Source organism: Curtobacterium sp. SP.BCp, from assembly GCF_051903255.1.
In the GTDB taxonomy this organism is placed as follows: Bacteria; Actinomycetota; Actinomycetes; order Actinomycetales; family Microbacteriaceae; genus Curtobacterium.
In genome coordinates this window covers 1,299,818-1,318,043 of record NZ_CP194338.1, presented here as the reverse complement: position 1 = coordinate 1,318,043, position 18,226 = coordinate 1,299,818, and the positions used below count along the sequence as shown (strand labels likewise).

Below are 18,226 nucleotides of genomic sequence, written 5' to 3'. Positions count from 1 at the left end.
CGGGCGAGCGGGAACCGGTTGACCGACCGGTACGCTCGCCCCATGCCCGCGTTCAGTGAGAACGACCCGCTCAACATCCGCCTCGAACTCGAGTCGGTGCCGGCCGGGTCCCCCGCCTCCGAGGTCGCGCGGCAGCTCGTGTCCCTGCTGACCGCGGGTGACCTGGCGCCCGGCTCCCGGCTGCCGTCCGAGCGGGTGCTCTCCGAGCGCCTCGGTGTCGGCCGGTCCGCCGTGCGGGAAGCCCTCGCGGCGCTGGAGATCCTCGGCATCGTGCAGATCCGACCGGGATCGGGCACCTACCTGCGTGGCGGCACCTCGGACCTGCTGCCCACGACGCTCTCGTGGGGGCTCATGCTCGCCTCGAACCGGACACGGGAACTGCTCGAGGTGCGGTCCTCGCTCGAGCGGACGGCGGCGATCCTCGCGGCGCAGCGGGCCACCCCGGAGCAGCTCGACGAGCTGCAGACCTACCTCGACCGCCAGCAGGAGTCACTCGACGACCCGGACGCGTTCATCGACGCCGACGTCCGGTTCCACGTCCTCATGGCCCGGGCCGCGGGGAACGACGTGCTCGCGGACCTGCTGCAGAGCCTCCGGTCGATGCTGAGCGTCTGGGTCGGTCGACGGGTGCGCACGCGGCAGGCGACCGAGGCCGCGTACGACGAGCACCGGGCGATCCTCGCTGCCCTGCGCGCCGGGGACGTCGCGGCGACGCAGCGGGCGATGGACGAGCACATGGCCACGGCGAGCGCCCGCATCGAGAACGCCGAGCCCGTCCCGGCGGAGGCCGACGCCAGCTGATCCGGAGCGGAGCGGCGGCGGAGGCGTTGCCGTCCCGGCAACACCGCTTGCGGTCGACGGCGTCGGTCGGCTGGAGTACCCCCGTGCACCTCCACGACGACCCCACGTCCGACACCGACGCCCGCTCCTGGTGGGAGGCCCGGTACGCCGAGCGCGACGGCATCTGGTCGGGCCGGGTCAACGCCGTGCTCGCCTCGGTGGCGGCGGGGCTCCCGGTCGGTCGGGCGCTCGACCTCGGCTGTGGTGAGGGCGGTGACGTCGTCTGGCTCGCCGAGCGCGGGTGGTCGGTGGTCGGGGTCGACCTGTCCGTGACCGCGCTGACCCGGGCCTCGGCGGCGGCCGTCGCAGCCGGGGTCGAGGAACGGACGGCGTTCGTCGCGGCGGACCTGGCGTCGTGGGAGACCCACGCGCGGTTCGACCTCGTGACGGCGTCGTTCCTGCAGTCGTGGCCGGTCGAGATCCCGCGCGTGGCGATCCTCCGTCGGGCGGCCGGGTTCGTCGCACCGGGCGGGCACCTGCTCGTCACCGCGCACGCCGCTCCCCCGCACGGCGACCTGCCCGAGGAGCTCCAGGGGTACCGGTTCCCGTCTCCGTCGGACGACCTCGCGGCGCTCTTGCTCGACGACGGGTGGGAGGTCCTCGAGGCCGCCGGACGCCCGCGGACCGCGACGACCCAGGACGGCCACGAGCACCACACCGTCGACGGCGTGGTGCTCGTCCGGCGACGTTGAGCCCGGGTCGCGTCAGCGCGGCAGCGGCAGCGGCAGCGGCACCTCGGCGGCGAAGGCCCGGACGACCCGGTCCACGACCTCCGGCGCCGGCGCGTCCCACACGGCCTGGTTGAAGATCTCGACCTCGACGTCCCCGGTCCACCCGGCCGCCGTCACGGCAGCGGTCACCGGCCCGAAGTCGACGTGCCCCTCACCCATCACCCCGCGGGAGAGCAGCGGGTCGGCGGCGATCGGGGTCGTCCAGTCGCACACCTGGAACGACGCGATGCGGCCGGCGGCCCCCGCGCGTGCGACCGACGTCTCGAGCGCCGGGTCCCACCACACGTGGAACGTGTCGACGACGACCCCGACCGCGGCGGCCGGGAACGGCGCGGCGAGGTCGAGCGCCTGCGCGAGCGTCGACACCACGGCACGGTCGGCGCAGTACATCGGGTGCAGCGGTTCGACGGCGAGCCGGACCCCGGCGTCGAGCGCGTGCGGCACGAGGGCCGCGAGCGCGTCGGACACGCGGGACCGGGCGCCGACGAGGTCCTTCGAGCCGTCCGGCAGGCCGCCGGCGACGAGCACGAGGACGGGCGCGGACCCGGGTGCCCCGGCAGCGGCGAGCGCGGCGGTCTCGTCGATCGCCCGGCGGTTGTCGTCGAGCGCTGCGGTGCGTCCGGCGCCGTCCGGGATCGTGAAGAACCCGCCGCGGCAGTGCGACGACACCCGGAGTCCGGAGTCGGCCACGATGCGGACGGCCTCGGCGAGCCCGACGGCGGCGACCGGCTCTCGCCAGGTGCCGATCGCCCCGACACCGGCGGCCGACACGACGTCGAGCGCCTCGGGGAGGGTCGCGTACTTGACGGTCGCCTGGTTGATCGAGAGCCGCGGGTGCGGCGCGGCGGTCGTCGGCGCGTCCACGGTGTCGGCGGGCGTGGCGAGCCGGCCCCCGGCTGTCACGCGACCACCCCGGCGAGGTGTGCTGCGTCGGGAGCCGAGCCGTGCCTCCCGGCCGACGCGGCCGACGACGACGCCGACGAGACCGACGACGACGTCGACGGCGCCGCGACCCCTGCCAGCGCGAGCAGGTCGTGCCAGCGCTGGGCTGCGAGCGCGGGGTCCTCGAGGGCGCCGCACGCGTTCGCGAGCCGGACCGTCTCGGACAGGTGCGGCAGCGAGCGGCCCGCGTGCAGCCCGCCGACCATCGTGAAGGCGGGCTGGTGGCCGTTCAGCCAGGCGAGGAAGGCGATGCCGGTCTTGTAGTGCCACACGGGTGCGCTGAAGACGTGGCGCGAGAGCGCCTCGGTCGGGCCGAGCAGGGCGCGGAACGCCGTCTCGTCGGGCAGGGCCTGCACGGCGGCCGAGGCGACGGGACCGAGCGCCGCGAAGGCGCCGAGCAGGGCGTCGGAGTGGTGCGTGCCGTCACCGGCGATGAGGTCGACGTAGTGGTGGTCGTCGCCGGTGAACATCCGGACGCCCTCGGGGAGGCGCGCACGGAGGTCCGTCTCCGCGCGGGCGTCGAGGAGGCTCATCTTGATGCCGCTGACGCGGTCGCCGGCCTCGCCCATGACGGCGAGGACGGTGTCCGCGCCGGTCGCGCCGCCGTCGGCCCGGCCGGCGGTCGCGCCGAAGTAGCCCGCGAGCGCCGGGTCGAACGCCTCGCCGAGCCAGTGCAGCACGACCGGGGCGGACGCCCGCGAGAGGACCGCCGCGTACACGCGCCGGTAGGTCGAGGCGGGGTCGGAGTCGCTGCGTGCGAGGCGTGCGAGGTGTCGGCTGGCCATGAGGACGACCCCCGCGCCGGTGTCCTCGGCGTGGTGGAGCTGTCCGACGTAGGCGTCGACGACCTGCTGCTCGGTGGCCGGCGCGTCGGGGAGGTCGTCGGTGTTCACCCCGACGACGAGCCGGCCGTCGACGGACTGCGCCTCGCGGGCACTGCGGGTGACCAGCTCGCGGGTCGCCGCAGGATCGAGGCCCATGTTCCGCTGCGCCGTGTCCATGGCGTCGGCCACGCCGAGCCCCCACGACCAGAGGTGGTGCCGGAAGGCGAGGGTGGCGTCCCAGTCGAGGTCGGCCGGGGCTCCGGGGGTGTTGTCCGCGGCGGCGCGCGGGACCACGTGCGCGGCGGCGTACACGACGCGTTCGGTCAGCGGCGCCGTCGGTTTCGCGGCCGGCTGCACGGCCGCGAGCGGCTCGCGCAGCGGCTCCGTGGTGACGGAGCCGTCGGCGGCGAGGAGCGTCAGCTGGTCGGGGCGGGCGGTCATGCGCTGACGGCCTCGGCGTCGGCGGCCCGCGCCGCGGCGGGGTGCGCTGTTTCCGTCTCGGCGTCGGCCTGGAGGCGCGGCTCGGCCGGGGTGCGCAGGTCCAGCTCCGGAAGGTCGATGCGTCGGCCCTCGGCGCTGGACCGCAGACCGGCCTCGGCGAGCGCCACCCCGCGGGCACCGGAGAGCAGGTCGTACCGGTGCGGCCGTCCGGCGACGAGGTCGCGGACGAAGTCCTCCCACTGGGCTCGGAAGCCGTTGCCGTACTCCTCGTCGGGGACCTCGAGCCACTGCCCGCGGTAGTCGCGCTCGTCGCGGAGGTCCGGGTTCCAGACCGGCTTCGGGGTGGCGGTGCGCGGCTGGATCCGGCAGCCGAACAGCCCGACGACCGCGCTGCCGAGGGTGCCGTCGACCTGGAACTCGACGAGCTCGTCACGGTCGACGCGCACGGCCCAGCTCGAGTTGATCTGCGCGGTGACGCCCCCGGCGAGGTCGAACACCCCGTACGCGGCGTCGTCGGCGGTGGCGGCATAGGGACGGCCCTGCTCGTCGGATCGCTGCCCGACGTGGGTCACCGCCCGGGCGTAGACGGACTCGACACGACCGAAGAGCTGCTCGAGGACGTAGTTCCAGTGCGGGAACATGTCGACGACGATGCCGCCGCCGTCCTCCTTGCGGTAGTTCCAGCTCGGGCGCTGCGCGGCCTGCCAGTCCCCCTCGAACACCCAGTAGCCGAACTCGCCCCGGACGCTGAGGACGCGGCCGAAGAACCCGGAGTCGATCAGCCGGCGGAGCTTCCGGAGGCCCGGCAGGTACAGCTTGTCGTGCACGACGCCGTTCGGGACCCCGGCGTCGGCAGCGGCCTGGGCGAGTTCGAGGGCCTCGGCGGAGGTCTCGGCGGTCGGCTTCTCGGTGTAGACGGCCTTCCCGGCGGCGATGGCCTTGCGGAGGGCTCCGGCACGGGCGCTCGTCACGGCGAAGTCGGCGAACACGTGCCAGCGGGGGTCGGCGAGCGCGGCGTCGAGGTCGGTCGTCCAGTGCTCGAGGCCGTGGCGCGTGGCGATCTCCTCGAGCTTGGCGGCGTCGCGCCCGACGAGGATCGGTTCGAGCTGCACGCGGGTGCCGTCGGGCAGGAGCACGCCGCCCTCCTCGCGGATGGCGAGCACCGAGCGGACGAGGTGTTGGCGGTACCCCATGCGCCCCGTGACGCCGTGCATGATGATGCCGATCGTGCGTGTGGTCATCGCGTGCTCCCTTGCTCGCCGTGGCCGCCTCCACCGATACGGAAAGCGCTTGCCAGGCACCGTACACCACGGTGTGAGCGCTCCGCAGCCCCTCGAACACGAATCGCGATGTGTCACCCGGTACGGACGCCCGCCCCGAGGTTGCAGCATTTTGGGATCTCGGGGCCCACAGCGGCGCTCCGTGGAACCTCGGCGCCGAATGCGCGAAGTGTCGTGGAACCTCGACGTTCGTGCACCGGTGCAGCACGCCCATCTCGCGACAGCAATCGGTGCCGACCCAGTGCCGAGAAGCGACCTCGCCGCGCGTTACCGGGCCGTGCTCGCGCGCAGCACGACCTCGCCGTCGACCGCGCCGCCCGCGTCGGTACCGAGCGCACGCCGGACGGCCCGCGCCCCGATCTCCTCGAGCGGCAGGCGGACGGTGCTGAGCGCCGGGACGACGTCGGCGAGCATCCGGACGTCGTCGAACCCCGCGACGCCGACGTCGACGCCGGGCACGAGACCACGCTCCCGGATCGCGGCGAGCGCCCCGACCGCCATGAGGTCCGTGACCGCGAACACGCAGCGTGGCAGCGGTGCCGCTCCCCCGGCGGCGGCGTCGAGGAGGGTCTCCATCGCGCGGTGACCGCCGTCGCGCGTGAAGGCCGACGGCACGACCCAGTGGTCGGGCACCGCGAGCCCGTGTGCGGCGAGCCCGGCGACGAACCCCTCGTAGCGGGCGTGGGCGGTGGCGAGGGTCGGGTCGCCCGCGAGGACCGCGAACGAGTCGTGCCCCTGCTCGACGAGGGCTCCGGCCAGCGCTGCGGCTCCACTGAGGTTGCGGATGACGAGCCCCTCGACGCCCGGCACCGACCCGCCGTCGAGGTCGGAGACGAGGGCGGCCACCCCGGCACCGCCGGCGACGAGTGCCTGCACCGCGGCTCCGGTGTCGGACGCGGCACCGAGCCTGCGGCTGACGGCGAGCACCACGGCGCGGGGGCGGAGGCCGGCGACCACGGCGAGCACCTCCTGCTCGCGCGAGGCGTCCCCGCCCGTGGAGGTGATGGTGACGACGAGTCCGGCGTCGTCGGCGGCGCGGATCGCCCCGGCGGCGATCGCGGCGAAGTACGGGTCGGCGATGTCACCCACGACGAGGGCGAGGGTCGTGGTGGTCCCGCGGGCGACCGCCTGGGCCTGCACGTTGGCGGTGTACCGGAGCTCCCGCGCGGCGGCGTGCACCCGGTCGAGTGACTCCTGCCGGACCTTCCGCGCGCTGCCGTTGAGCGCCCGCGAGGCGGTCGCGAGCGACACGCCTGCACGCTCGGCCACGTCCGCCAGGGTGACCGTGCCCCGCTCCGGCATGTCGTGCCTCCAGTCCGGACCGCGACCGCGGTCTGAGCGCGAGGATAGCGATTTCCGCCGCCGACCGCGCCGTTCGGCGGCGCAGGTCGCGTTGTCATCACATGATTTTGGAAAGCGCTTGCCAACCAGCGTTCGCTCGTGTAGACCTGTGGCACTCGGCCGAGACCCCCTGAACGCTCACCCGCGGCGCACGCCGTGGTCCCGAACGAAAGCAGTGACGATGAAGTCCTCGAAGAGAATGCTCGCCCTCGCCGGCGGCATCGCCGCGCTCGCCCTCCTGAGCGGCTGCGCGTCCGGCGGCTCCGGCTCGAACGGCGGGAAGGTCGACCAGCTCACCTTCTGGCTGTCCACCTCCACCGCGCAGGAGAAGGGGTACCAGGACCTCGCCGACTCCTACGAGAAGGAGAGCGGGGTCTCGGTCAAGATCGTGAACCTCCCCTACGACGGTCTCCAGACGAAGCTCCGTGAGTCCGCCCAGGCGAACTCGCTCCCCGACGTCGTCCGTGCCGCGGGCATCGACCCGATCTGGACCGGCAAGACCGTCGACCTCGCGTCCATCGTCGACGACGACGCGAACAAGATCGACCAGGACATCATCGCGAAGGACAAGGACGGCAAGGTCACCTCGATCCCGTCCGACGTCACCGCGGCAGGGCTGTTCGTCAACAAGTCGCTGTTCGACAAGGCCGGGGTGTCCTACCCGACCGACCCGTCGAAGGCCTGGACCTGGGACGAGTTCCTGCAGAAGGCCGACCAGGTCAAGGAGAAGACCGGCGCGAAGTACGACCTCGTGTTCGACTCCTCGCCCTCGCGACTCCGGGCGTACATGTTCACCAAGGGCACGGACTTCATGCAGCAGGAGGAGGACGGCTCCTTCCCGACCGACTCGAAGACCGTGAAGGCGCTGCAGGACTTCGCCGACATGAACGACGACAAGACGATGCCGAAGTCGGTGTGGACCAGCGGGCAGGACCCGAACGCGCTGTTCAAGAGCGGTCAGGTCGTCGCGTACTTCTCCGGCGTCTGGCAGTCGTCCGACTTCGCGTCGAACATCACCGACTTCGACTGGGCGAGCGCCGCGACCCCGGCCGACCCGACGCACGCGACGGAGATCAACTACGGCGGCAACATCGTCGGGTTCGAGAACTCCGACACCCGTGGCGCCGCGGCGAAGAAGTTCATCGCCTACATGTACGACCCGACGAACTACGCGAAGCTCGTGACCACGAACGGGTTCCTGCCCGTCGAGTCCGGCCTCGACATCACGTACCCGTTCGAGTCGCAGGCGGCGAAGGACTCGTTCGCGCTGTACCAGAAGGAGATCGAGGCAGCGGCACCGATCTCGAGCTCCTACGCGAAGGAGAGCGCCCGCTGGGGTGTCGAGGGCAAGGAACTCGGCACCGACCCGACGACGGCCGAGGTGGGGAAGCTCATCAACGGCCAGCAGTCGGCGAAGCAGACGCTCGAGACGATCACGAAGTACTACGAGGACCACGTCGGCTGACGGAGCGGGCCGGGCGCGCGAGCGCCCGGCCCGTCCGCCTTCCCCCCCGACGACCCCGACGAACACGACGACCGCGACGAACGAAGAGGACCATCGTGAGCACCCAGACCGCCGTCCCCCGCGCGGTGCCGTCCAGCGACACCGTCCGACCCCCCGGCCGCGGCACCCGCCGCCGACGCTCCGGCGTCCGGAAGCCCCTGCTGGCACCGATCGCCTTCGTCAGCGTCAACGTCGTCCTGTTCGCGGTGTTCTTCGTCTGGCCGGCCGTCATCGGCCTCGGCTACTCGTTCACCGACTACAACGGCGTCGTCTCCCCGAACTTCATCGGGCTGCAGAACTACGTCGAGCTGTTCCAGGACGACACCTTCTACGCCGCACTCGTCCGCACCCTGCTCTACGCCGTGGTCGCGGTCCCCCTCGGGTTCGTCCTCTCCCTGTCGATGGCGCTGATGCTCACGAGTCCCGCCGCCAAGGGCCGGAGCGTCGCCCGCATCGTGTTCTTCGTCCCGTGGCTGATCTCCCCGATCGTCACCGGCGTCATCTGGCGGTGGATGTTCGGCGAGAACTTCGGCCTCGCGAACTTCGTCGTCGAGTCCCTCGGCGGCAAGGCCGTCCCGTGGCAGTCGAACGCGGACCTCTCGCTGCTCGTCGTCGTGTTCGCGAGCGCGTGGGCGGGGTCGGCGTTCAACATGCTGCTCTTCGTCGCCGCGATCCGGAACGTGCCCCGCTCCTACTACGAGGCCGCCGCGCTCGACGGCGCCGGCGCCTGGCACCAGTTCCGGTACATCACGCTGCCGAGCATCGCGCCGACGTCGTTCATCGTCGTGCTGCTGTCGTCCCTCGGCGCGTTCAAGGAGTTCGCGACGATCCAGGCCCTCAACGGCGGCGGCCCCGGCACCGACAACAACCTGCTCGTGCAGTACATCTACACGAACGGGTTCCAGAACGCCCACATCGGCTACGCCTCGGCGGCGTCGATGGTCCTCATGCTCATCCTCATGGCCATCGCCCTGATCCAGCTGGCCGTGAACCGTCGGACGGAGAAGCGCCGATGACCACGACCCTGCCCGGTGCCGGCGCACCCGGCGCCGCGAACCCGGACGCCACCCGCCCCGACGCGGGCGATGGGGACATGACCCGATCCGTGACCACCGCCGGCCGACGCGCCGCGAAGCGTGCGGCGAAGCGGGCCGCCACCCGCGGCGGCCTCGACCGGGTGCCGAAGCCCAAGGCGATCGCGGTCAGCGCGCTCCTCTGGGTCTTCATCATCGGCTTCGGGTTCCCGGTGCTGTGGTTCGTCCTCAGCGCGTTCAAGCCCGGCGGCGAACTGTTCTCCTACCCCCTGACGCTGTTCCCGGAGCAGTGGTCGGTGTCCGGCTTCGTCGAGGCCTGGCAGAGCTTCGACTTCGCCCGCTACTTCGGCAACACGATCGTCGTCGCCCTGGTGACCACCGTGCTGACGGTCCTCGCGAGTGCCGCCACCGGGTACGCCCTGGCGAAGTACGACAACCGGTGGCTCAAGGTGTTCTTCGTGTGCATCCTCGCCACGACCATGCTCCCGACCGAGGTCATCCTCGCGCCGACGTTCATCGTCATCCGTGACCTCGGCATGTACGACTCGCTCGCGGGCATCATCGTGCCGTCGATCATCACCGCGACCGGCATCTTCATGTTCCGGCAGTTCTTCCTCACCGTCCCGGACGACCTCGTCGAGGCCGCACGGATCGACGGCGCGAGCGAGTTCGGGATCTTCTGGCGGATCATGCTGCCGATCTCCCGGCCGATCATGCTGACGCTCGCGATCTTCTCGTTCCAGTGGCGGTGGAACGACTACATCTGGCCGCTGCTGGTCCTCAACGACCCGCACCAGTTCACGATCCAGATCGCCCTGCAGAGCATCGTCGGGGCCGAGAACGTCAACTGGACCGTGCTGCTCGGTGCCTCGGTGATCTCGATCCTGCCGCTGCTGCTCATCTACCTGGTGTTCCAGAAGTACGTGAACGGCGCGGATCTCAACGCGGGGCTCAAGGACTGATGGGGTTCCTCGACGCGGTCGGCCCCGCCGCCGAAGCCGAGCTCGCCGCGTGGCGGACGGCGCCGGGCGACCCGGCGGCGCTGTCGCACCGCGAGCTGATGGCACGTGCCCTCGCCTTCGTGGGTGCCCGGGTCCGGCACGAGCGGCCGGGAGGCCCGGATCGCCTCCCCGACGACGACCTCGCCACCGCGCACGGGTACGTCCGGCACCTCACCACCCGGCAGTCGGCCGGAGGCACCTTCGTCGGTGGGGACAACGTGCTCTCGCCGCCCGACTCTGCGTTCACGGTGAACGACGTGTGCGACGCCCTCGAGCTGCTCGAGCCGCTGCGCGACCGGGACCCGGCCGCCGAGGCACTCGCCGCCGACCTCGACCGGATCGTCGAGCGGGCGACCCCGGCGCTCCTGACCGGCGGCGTGCACACGCCGAACCACCGGTGGGAGATCAGCGCGGCCCTCGCCCGGATCCACCGCCTGCACCCGTCGGACGCCCTCGTCGAGCGCATCCACGAGTGGCTCGCCGAGGGGCCGGACATCGACGCCGACGGGCTGTGGTCCGAACGGAGCCCGAACTACGCCGCCGCGGTGTCCTGCCCGTCGTTCCTCGTGCTCGCCGACGTGCTCGACCGACCGGCGCTCGTCGACCCGGTCCGGCGCTCGCTCGACGCCACCCTCGCGCTGCTCCTCCGCGACGACACCGTCGAGACCGTGCAGTCCCGGCGACAGGACCAGTCGGAGCCGTTCGGGATCGGGCCCTTCGCGCCGCTGCTCTGGCACGTCGCGGTGCTCGACCAGCGCGGGGACCTCGCCGCCGTGGCGGCCCGCGCGGCCGTCGCCCCGATGTGGCAGCCCGCCGTGACCGCGGCCCGCGCGATGACCGACCCGCTCCTCGCCGAACCGCTACCCGCCCCGGAGCCACTCCCCCTCGGCACCACCGTGTTCGACGGCGCCCGGCTCGTCCACGTCCGCGAGGCGCACCGGGACGTCGTCGTCTTCGCCGGGTCGGACGTGCCGGCGCAGGGCCACGTGCGCTCCGGGCTCGCGAACAGCCCCACGTTCCTCCGCGTGCTGTCCGGCGACGCCGTGCTCTCCGACGTCCGGCTCTCGCGGGAGTTCTTCGGCCTCGGCCCCTTCCGGCCGACCTCGCTCGATGATCTCGGGGACGGACGGTGGCGACTCAGCGAGACCGTCTCCGCCGGCTACCACCAGCCGCTCGTCCCCGCCGACCGACGGGCCGACGGCGACTACGCCCTCGGCGACGAGGGCCGGTTCTCCGGCTCCATGGCGTTCGGGTCCCGCGCGGTCGACGAGGTGTCGCTCCGCACGGTCGTCACGCTCGCCGTCGAGCCCGAGCGGGTGGTCCTCGACCTCGAGACCGACGGCGCCGACGTGCCGTGGTCGCTCCAGCTGACCTTCCGCGACGGGGGTACGGTGACCGGTGTGAGCACCGACGCCGCGACCGGGGAGACCGTCCTCGTCGCGGGCTCCGGCACCCACCGCGCCGGTGGATCGACGATCATCTTCGGACCGGGCGGCGGCACCGGGTACGGGCAACCGGCGTTCTACGCCCCCGGCCAGGACTACGCGTTCCTCGGCGGCACCGACCGACCCGAGGGCCGGCACGTGCACGTCACCGGACGGGCGCCGGGCCGCACGCGCCTCGTGCTCGGCACTCCGCGCACGACCGACGCCGAGGACGTGACCACCGGTGCCGCGACGGCGGTGATCGGGTGACCGTGCCCGACGACGGACCGCGACCGGCGGGGCGGACCGGAGGCGGGCCTCCCGGCATCGTCCTGGTCGGCGCCCGCGGGTACGGACTGCACCACCGCGCGACCATCGACCGGATGAGCGCCGCCGGCCGGTGCGTGCTGACCGCGGTCGTGGACCCGACGCTCGGCGTGGACACCGACGGCGGCGTGCCCGTCGTCGCGGACGTCACGGCCGCTCGCGAGCACGGCGCCGTCGACGTCGTCGTGGTCGCCGCGCCGATCGGCGCGCACCTCCCGCTCGCGCTCGCCGCGCTCGAGGCGGGCGCCGACGTCCTGCTCGAGAAGCCGCCCGTGACCACCCGGGCCGCACTCGCCGAGCTGCTCGACGCCGAGCGCCGCACCGGCCGGGTCGTGCAGGTCGGGTTCCAGAGCCTCGGCTCGGCCGCGCTCCCGGCCCTCCGCGACGGGTCGGTCGTGGGCCCGGTGCGGTCGGCTGCCGCAGTGGGGACGTGGACGCGCGACCAGGCCTACTGGTCCCGCTCGGGCTGGGCCGGCCGTCGGCGCGTGGCCGGCGTCGACGTCCTCGACGGCGTCGTGACGAACCCGCTCGCGCACGCCGTCGCCACCGCACTCGCGCTCGTCGGCTGCCGTCGCGCCACGGAGGTCGCCCGCGTCGAGGTCGAGCTGTACCGCGCGAACGCCATCGAGGGCGACGACACCTCGGCGGTCCGGGTCACGACGACCGCTGGCCGGGAGGCCACGGCAGCCCTCACGCTCTGCGCGCCGACCGAGGTGCTCCCGACCGTCCGGGTGACGGGTGCGGTGGGACGGGCCGTCCTCGGCTACACGACCGACGAGGTCACCGTGGACGGGGCGACCACGACGTACGAGCGGACCGAGCTCCTGGAGAACCTGCTCGACCACCGGGCGAGCGGAACGCCGCTCCTCGTGCCGCTCGCCTCCACGGGGGCGTTCGTCGAGGTGCTCGAGGCCGTCCGCGCCGCCGAGCCCGTGCAGATCGACCACCCCTGGGTCACGTGGGAGGGCGAGGGTCCGACGCGCCGACCGCTCGTCGCCGACGTCGAGGCGATCGTCGACCGGGCGGCCGATCGGCTCGCGCTGTTCTCCGAGGTCGGAGCACCGTGGGCGCACACGGCGCACGACGACGTGCTCGCGACGCTCCGGGTCGACGGTGCCCCGGTGGCCACCGTCCTCGACGGCTCGGGGACCATCCCGACGTCGTCGCCGCGGCCCTACCTGCACCCCGTCCGGACCCGCGGCGGCGTGACGGTGTCGGCGCACCACCCAGGCGACCACGACTGGCACTGCGGCGTCGGGTTCTCGATCCCCGACCTCGACGGCGTGAACTGCTGGGGTGGCCGCACCTACGTGCACGGCGACGGGTACGTGTGGCGGGACGACCACGGCCGCGTCGACGTCGTGCACGCCGAACAGCGGCCCGGCTGGTTGAGGCAGGAGCTCGTCTGGCGCGGTCCCGACGGCGGGGTCGTCCTGCACGAGGACCGGGTGCTGACCTGGGCCGGGCAGCAGGACGGCTGGACGCTCGACTGGTCGTCGTCGTTCCGTGCGCCGGGCTCCGCCCCCGTCCGGCTCGGCGGCCCCGGGTCGAACGGGCGCGTCGGTGCCGGGTACGGCGGCTTCTTCTGGCGGTTCCCCCCGTGCGGCCCGGTGTCCGTCCGGACCGCCGACGCCGCCGGTGAAGCGGCCGTGCACGGGTCCGTCACACCGTGGGTCGAGTGGACGGCGGACTTCGACGGTGGGCCGGCGACGGTCCGGGTCACGGCGCTCGACCACCACGACCCGTGGTTCGTCCGTGTCGAGGAGTACCCCGCCGTCGGGTCGGCGCTCGCGTGGCGCTCCCCCGTGACCGTGCGGCCGGACGTGCCGCTCGTGCGGTCGTTCCGGGCGTCGGTGCGCGACGGGCGGTGACCTGCCGGCGCGCTACGGTCGCGACAGGCGGGCTACGGTCGCGACATGCGAGCTGTCGTCGCGACATGCGAGCTGTCGTCGCGACATGCGCGCTACGGTCGTGAGATGACCGACGCTGCGTGGGAGCACGACGTCGCCACGCTGTGGGCGGCGGACCTCGACGACGAAGGACTCGTGGCGCGGATGACGTCGCTCGCGGCCGCTGCACCGCACCCGGCACTGGCCGCGTTCGAGCTGGGCGGTGCGTACGACTCCACCGGACGCGAGGCAGACGCGGACGCGCAGTACGCCGCCGCCACCGCCGCTGGCCTCGCCGAGGTCGACCCCGACCGTGCGGCGCGCATGGTCGTGCAGCACGCGTCCACGCTCCGGAACCTCGGCCGGGTCGAAGAAGCGATCGCGATGCTCCGGGACGCGCCCGAGCACCCGGCGACCGGTGCTGCGCCGAGGGTGTTCCTCGCGCTCGCGCTGCACAGCGCCGGACGGGTGGACGAGGCGCTGCGGGTGGCGATCGAGGCCGTCGAGCCGACGCTCCCCCGGTACCACCGGTCGGTGCGGGCGTACGCGGCGGCACTCACCGACTGAGCGGGGCGTACAAGGAAATCCGGTCAGAGCCGCATTTCCTTGTACACTTCGGGGATGGACGTGCTGCGCGGGTTCAACCTCCTCGGGTCGGTCGACGGTGGGAGTCCACGCGTCAGGGCGACGTCGGCGAGCGAGGTCCACGTGGAGCACGACGGCCACGTCCACGACGCGCGCATCCGTGCGCTCGACGCCGCCCCCGGCCCTGCTCGCGTCGAACGTGAGCTCTCCAGGCTCGTCGACTCGCCTCGGCACACTGCCGTCTTGTACGTCGTGCCCCACGTCACCGCGTCCCTGCGGTGGTCGGCGCTGCGCGACACCAGACTGATCGTCGCGGGCGTCGACGACGGTGTCGTCATCCTCGACACGGAGGAGCACAGGGCGCCGGTCACCGGGCCGGTGAAGAGGCCACGACCCCGTGGCCGTCGGCCCTGGGGACGGCTCGCGCTGTTGCGTGCACTCGTCCGCACCGCCGAACCACGGACGCAGGCGCGACTGGCGCAGGAGACCGGCCTGACACAGCAGGCGGTCGCACTGGCCCTGCCCGGGCTCCGACCGCTCGGCGTCGAGCGGTCGGACCACGGGTGGGCAGCTGCTGACCCGGCGCCGCTCTGGGACGCGTTCGTGGGCACGTACCCCGGGCCGGACGGACTCCGACGGAGGTGGGCCGGGGTCGCGCCGGTCGTCACGCAGGCGGAGCGAGCCCTCGCGGCCGCGGCCGAGTCCTCGACCCCGGCCCTGCTGTCCGGCGACGTCGCAGCGGACGAACAGGCCCCCTACCGACGCCCCTCCGCGGCCGTCCTCTACGCCCGGACGGATCTCGATCTCGACGCGCACGCCGTGCCCGCCGCATCCGGCACCGAGACGCTGACGGTCGTCGTCCCATCGGACCCGACGGTGTTCGCCACCGCCGCCGCCTGGGGTGGACCGAGCAGCCGCTGCACCGACCCCCTGGTCACCGCTTGGGAGGTGGGGTCCGGGCGGGGCGCTGACCGGGCGGACGCCGTCGCCCATCTCCGCAGGCTCACCCTCGCTCGGTGGTCGGACCGGTGATCCGCGCGACGGTGACGATGCCGAGCACGTCGAACGCGGACGACCTCGCGTTCGGCGCCCTGGTCGATGCCGTCCGCGCGACCAGCGACTCGGACGACGTCCGCATCGTCGGCGGCCACATGGTCGGGTTGCTGCTCGCCGCGTTCCCGGTGCCGGGCGCACTCGTGCGTCGGACCATCGACGCGGATGCCGGCCTCAGCACCGAGGTCGCGGCCGGTGGCTCGGTCGTTCGACGGCTGCGACTCGCGGGCTACGTCCCGACGGCCGGCAACCGGTTCGAACGCGCGGGGCGCACGGTCGACCTGCTGGTCGAGTCGCTCGACGGCCGGTTCCGCCCACGGACCCTGGGCGGTCGGCAGTACGACGCCAGCCCGGGGTTCGACCTCGCGCTGATCCACGCTCCGATCACCATCGACACGACGGTCGTCTTCACCGACGGCGCCTCGACACGGGTCACGGTCCCCGTGCCGTCCGTCGAGATCGCCACGATGATGAAGGCGTACACGGCTGCGTCCCGTCGGGCGGCCAAGGACCTCGTCGACCTCGGGCACCTGCTGGAGATCCGCCAGCACCACACACCCGAGGCGATCGGCGGGTGGACGCTCGACCGTGTGCCCGCGATCGGACGCCGACTCGACGCCGCCCGGATCCGACTCGACGATCCGCGCTTCGCTGCCGGCGACGTCGATCCGGTGCGGTTCACGGCGCTCGTCCGAGAGCACATCGCCGCGATCGGCTGAGACCGGGTCAGCGCGACTGGTCGAGGGGCAGGGCGTCGCTCGTCGTCCGCAGGGACTCCTGGCGGAGCTCGAGCTGCGCCACGGCGAGCGCGGCGAGGTCGCGCAGGTTCGCGAGGTCACCCTCGGTCGCCTCGCGGGGCTTCGCGTCGAGTACCGCGAGCGTGCCGATCGTCGTGCCGTCGTGCTTCACGAGGGGGACGCTCACGAAGAACCGGATGCCGAGGGGGCCGGTCACGAGCGGGCTCTCGCGCATCTCCGGGTGGGTGGCGCCGTCGGGGATGACGACGGGTTCGGGGACCGGCGCGAACCCGTTGCGGAAGCTGATCTTGCGCGCCGACGGGTCGACACCCTCGGCGATCCACGACTGGGACCACTCGCGGTCCTCGTCGAGCACCTCGACCAGGGCGATGGGCGCGTCGAAGAGGCGAGCCGCCATGGCGGTGGTGCGGTGCAGGGCCTCCTCGGGGAGTTCGTCGAGCGTCGCGGGCCGGTCGGCCGTGCCCGCCGGCGCGGGCGCAGCGTGCGCGCCGGACGGCGCGACGGAGTCCGGAGCGGAGCCACCGGCGGGCGGGATCTGCGTGCCCTGGACCGGCGCGGCGGCCCCCGGGACCTGCGTGACGGGGGCGGTGGGTGCCTCCAGGCTGTCCGGGTCGACCACCACGTCGGGCGCGGAGGTGTCCGCGATGACGACGTCGCGGAGCATCGCGACGAGCTCGGACCCGAGCGGCCGGTCGGCCGGGTCCTGCGCCGTCATCGCGCGCAGCGCGGACTTCCAGTGCTCGGGGAGCGGCTCGGGCACGACCGGGTCGCGGGAGAGCCGTGCGATCGCCGACTCGACGACGGAGCCGGGGAACTCCCGGCGGCGGGTGAAGCACTGGAGCAGGACGAGGCCGAGCGAGTAGACGTCACTCGCGGGTCCGACCTCGCCGCCGCGGGCCTGCTCGGGGCTGAGGTAAGCGGCGGTGCCGGTCGTGACGCCGTCGGCGGTGAGTCGTTCGGCGCCCTCTGCGATCGCGATCCCGAAGTCGGTGAGCCGGGCGCGGGCCCGGTCGGCGTCGTGTCCGTAGTCGACGAGCAGGATGTTCGAGGGCTTGATGTCGCGGTGCACGACCCCGTGCGCGTGGATGTAGTGCAGCGCCTCGGCCATGTCGAACCCGACCTCGGCGATGTGCCGGACGGCGAGCGGGCCGACCTTCAGCCGCGCCTCGAGGTCCTGTCCGACGACGAGCGACATGACGAGGAAGCGCTGCTGCGCACCGTCGGCGTTGGTGAGGACACCGGCGTCGAGGAGGCCGACGAGGTTGTGGTGCTCGAGCGAGGCCAGCACCCCGAGTTCGGCGTCCTGTCGGGCGATGTCGACCGAACCGGAGTGGAACACCTTGACGGCGACCGGTCGGCGGAGCACTTCGTCGGTGGCCTGGTAGACGACGGACATGCCGCCCTGGCCGATCGCCCGTTCGACCCGGTACCGGCCGTCGAGGAGCGGCGCTGCGTCGTCGTGCGTCATGGGGTCCTCGTCGTCGGGCGGGTGTGACGTTGCATCTTCCCATCCCCGCCGGTCCGGTGCCCGGAACGCTCCGCCCGGCTTCGCGCAGCGGACCGTGCTGCGCGCTGCGGGCGTAGTCTCGCGGCATCGCAGGTCCGACGAGGGAGTCGCCATGCCCGCACGGTTCGTGTACTGGATGAACGTGTCCGTGGACGGCTTCATCGAGCGCGCGCCCGGGGAGCACAGCGGCCCGGACGGCCCCGAGTGGGTCAGTATCGACGAGGAGCTGCACCGCGAGTTCAACCGGCGCGCTGCGGCGATGACGCTCTCCGTCGAGGGCCGCGTCGTGCGGGACATGATGGACCCGTACTGGCCGGACGCCCGCTTCGACGAGTCCCTCCTCCCCGTCGAACGCGAGTACGGCGAGATCTACGTCGCGCAGCCGAAGGTCCTCGTCTCGCGGACCCGGACGACCGCCGATCACAACACGCGCGTGATCGGGTCCGACGGCCGGGCGATCGAGGCCCTCGCGCGGATCCGGCAGGAGACCGAGGGCGACGTCGGGGTCGGTGGGGCGGACCTCGCGTCGCAGTTGCTCGACGCGGGGCTCATCGACGAGTTGCTGCTGTTCACGCACCCCGCGGTGCTCGGCGGCGGTCGGCCGTTGTTCGACCCGCCGCGGGCGGGTGAGCGGGCTCCGGTGCGGCTCGGGCTGCTCGAGGAACAGCGCTTCTCGTCGGGCGTGGTGTTGCGACGGTGGGATGTCCTGCGGTCTCGGTGACGTGCAGGCCGGCACGGCGTCGGT

At 73.2% G+C, this 18,226-nt stretch carries 16 protein-coding genes; 11 read left to right on the top strand and 5 right to left on the bottom strand.

Features of this window, described 5'->3' with window-relative positions; translation table 11 throughout:
* The first annotated feature begins 42 nt into the window (after positions 1 to 42).
* Entirely contained in the window at positions 43 to 801 is a 759-nt protein-coding gene (locus ACRQ4C_RS06495; protein ID WP_290132235.1) for a FadR/GntR family transcriptional regulator, read from the top strand.
* 83 nt (positions 802 to 884) lie between these two features.
* Positions 885 to 1,532: a class I SAM-dependent methyltransferase gene (locus tag ACRQ4C_RS06490; RefSeq protein WP_439690542.1), complete on the top strand. Its 648-nt coding sequence runs from the start codon at positions 885 to 887 to the stop codon at positions 1,530 to 1,532.
* Between the two features lie 12 nt (positions 1,533 to 1,544).
* On the opposite strand, the gene ACRQ4C_RS06485 is transcribed toward ACRQ4C_RS06490, so the two are convergent.
* The 4 genes from ACRQ4C_RS06485 to ACRQ4C_RS06470 form a co-directional block, all read right to left on the bottom strand.
* Positions 1,545 to 2,435: a sugar phosphate isomerase/epimerase family protein gene (locus ACRQ4C_RS06485; protein ID WP_439690880.1), complete on the bottom strand. Its 891-nt coding sequence runs from the start codon at positions 2,433 to 2,435 to the stop codon at positions 1,545 to 1,547.
* A 35-nt stretch (positions 2,436 to 2,470) separates the two neighbouring features.
* Positions 2,471 to 3,778 carry a DUF993 family protein gene (locus ACRQ4C_RS06480; protein WP_439690541.1) on the bottom strand — a complete coding sequence of 436 codons (1,308 nt, stop codon included), beginning with the start codon at positions 3,776 to 3,778 and terminating at the stop codon, positions 2,471 to 2,473.
* Positions 3,775 to 5,019, bottom strand: a complete 1,245-nt coding sequence (locus tag ACRQ4C_RS06475) for a Gfo/Idh/MocA family protein (protein ID WP_439690540.1) — start codon at positions 5,017 to 5,019, stop codon at positions 3,775 to 3,777. The genes ACRQ4C_RS06480 and ACRQ4C_RS06475 overlap by 4 nt, the downstream gene beginning before the upstream one ends.
* Before the next feature lie 306 nt (positions 5,020 to 5,325).
* A complete protein-coding gene (locus ACRQ4C_RS06470; protein ID WP_439690539.1) occupies positions 5,326 to 6,327 on the bottom strand; it encodes a LacI family DNA-binding transcriptional regulator in 1,002 nt (333 codons plus the stop codon).
* Between the two features lie 253 nt (positions 6,328 to 6,580).
* On the opposite strand from ACRQ4C_RS06470, the gene ACRQ4C_RS06465 reads away from it, so the two are divergent.
* From ACRQ4C_RS06465 to ACRQ4C_RS06430, 8 genes are all read left to right on the top strand, one after another.
* The gene (locus ACRQ4C_RS06465) at positions 6,581 to 7,864 is read left to right on the top strand and encodes an extracellular solute-binding protein (RefSeq protein ID WP_439690879.1); all 1,284 of its coding nucleotides are present in this window, start codon (positions 6,581 to 6,583) and stop codon (positions 7,862 to 7,864) included.
* Between the two features lie 95 nt (positions 7,865 to 7,959).
* Positions 7,960 to 8,919, top strand: coding sequence for a carbohydrate ABC transporter permease (locus ACRQ4C_RS06460; protein WP_290132240.1), 960 nt, complete (start codon positions 7,960 to 7,962; stop codon positions 8,917 to 8,919).
* Positions 8,916 to 9,899, top strand: coding sequence for a carbohydrate ABC transporter permease (locus ACRQ4C_RS06455; RefSeq protein ID WP_439690538.1), 984 nt, complete (start codon positions 8,916 to 8,918; stop codon positions 9,897 to 9,899). Before ACRQ4C_RS06460 ends, ACRQ4C_RS06455 begins: the two co-directional genes overlap by 4 nt.
* On the top strand, positions 9,899 to 11,632 hold the full coding sequence (locus ACRQ4C_RS06450) for a hypothetical protein (protein WP_439690537.1): 1,734 nt from the start codon (positions 9,899 to 9,901) through the stop codon (positions 11,630 to 11,632). The genes ACRQ4C_RS06455 and ACRQ4C_RS06450 overlap by 1 nt, the downstream gene beginning before the upstream one ends.
* Before the next feature lie 2 nt (positions 11,633 to 11,634).
* On the top strand, positions 11,635 to 13,560 hold the full coding sequence (locus ACRQ4C_RS06445) for a DUF6807 family protein (protein ID WP_439690536.1): 1,926 nt from the start codon (positions 11,635 to 11,637) through the stop codon (positions 13,558 to 13,560).
* Between the two features lie 105 nt (positions 13,561 to 13,665).
* The gene (locus tag ACRQ4C_RS06440) at positions 13,666 to 14,145 is read left to right on the top strand and encodes a tetratricopeptide repeat protein (protein ID WP_439690535.1); all 480 of its coding nucleotides are present in this window, start codon (positions 13,666 to 13,668) and stop codon (positions 14,143 to 14,145) included.
* A 54-nt stretch (positions 14,146 to 14,199) separates the two neighbouring features.
* Positions 14,200 to 15,195: a hypothetical protein gene (locus tag ACRQ4C_RS06435; RefSeq protein WP_439690534.1), complete on the top strand. Its 996-nt coding sequence runs from the start codon at positions 14,200 to 14,202 to the stop codon at positions 15,193 to 15,195.
* On the top strand, positions 15,180 to 15,935 hold the full coding sequence (locus ACRQ4C_RS06430; RefSeq protein WP_439690533.1) for a hypothetical protein: 756 nt from the start codon (positions 15,180 to 15,182) through the stop codon (positions 15,933 to 15,935). Before ACRQ4C_RS06435 ends, ACRQ4C_RS06430 begins: the two co-directional genes overlap by 16 nt.
* 7 nt (positions 15,936 to 15,942) lie before the next feature.
* On the opposite strand, the gene ACRQ4C_RS06425 is transcribed toward ACRQ4C_RS06430, so the two are convergent.
* On the bottom strand, positions 15,943 to 17,442 hold the full coding sequence (locus ACRQ4C_RS06425; protein ID WP_439690532.1) for a protein kinase domain-containing protein: 1,500 nt from the start codon (positions 17,440 to 17,442) through the stop codon (positions 15,943 to 15,945).
* Between the two features lie 151 nt (positions 17,443 to 17,593).
* Here ACRQ4C_RS06425 and ACRQ4C_RS06420 point away from each other — a divergent pair, with 151 nt between their 5' ends.
* Complete coding sequence (locus tag ACRQ4C_RS06420) at positions 17,594 to 18,202, top strand: dihydrofolate reductase family protein (RefSeq protein WP_439690531.1); 609 nt, start codon at positions 17,594 to 17,596, stop codon at positions 18,200 to 18,202.
* Positions 18,203 to 18,226 lie beyond the last annotated feature (24 nt).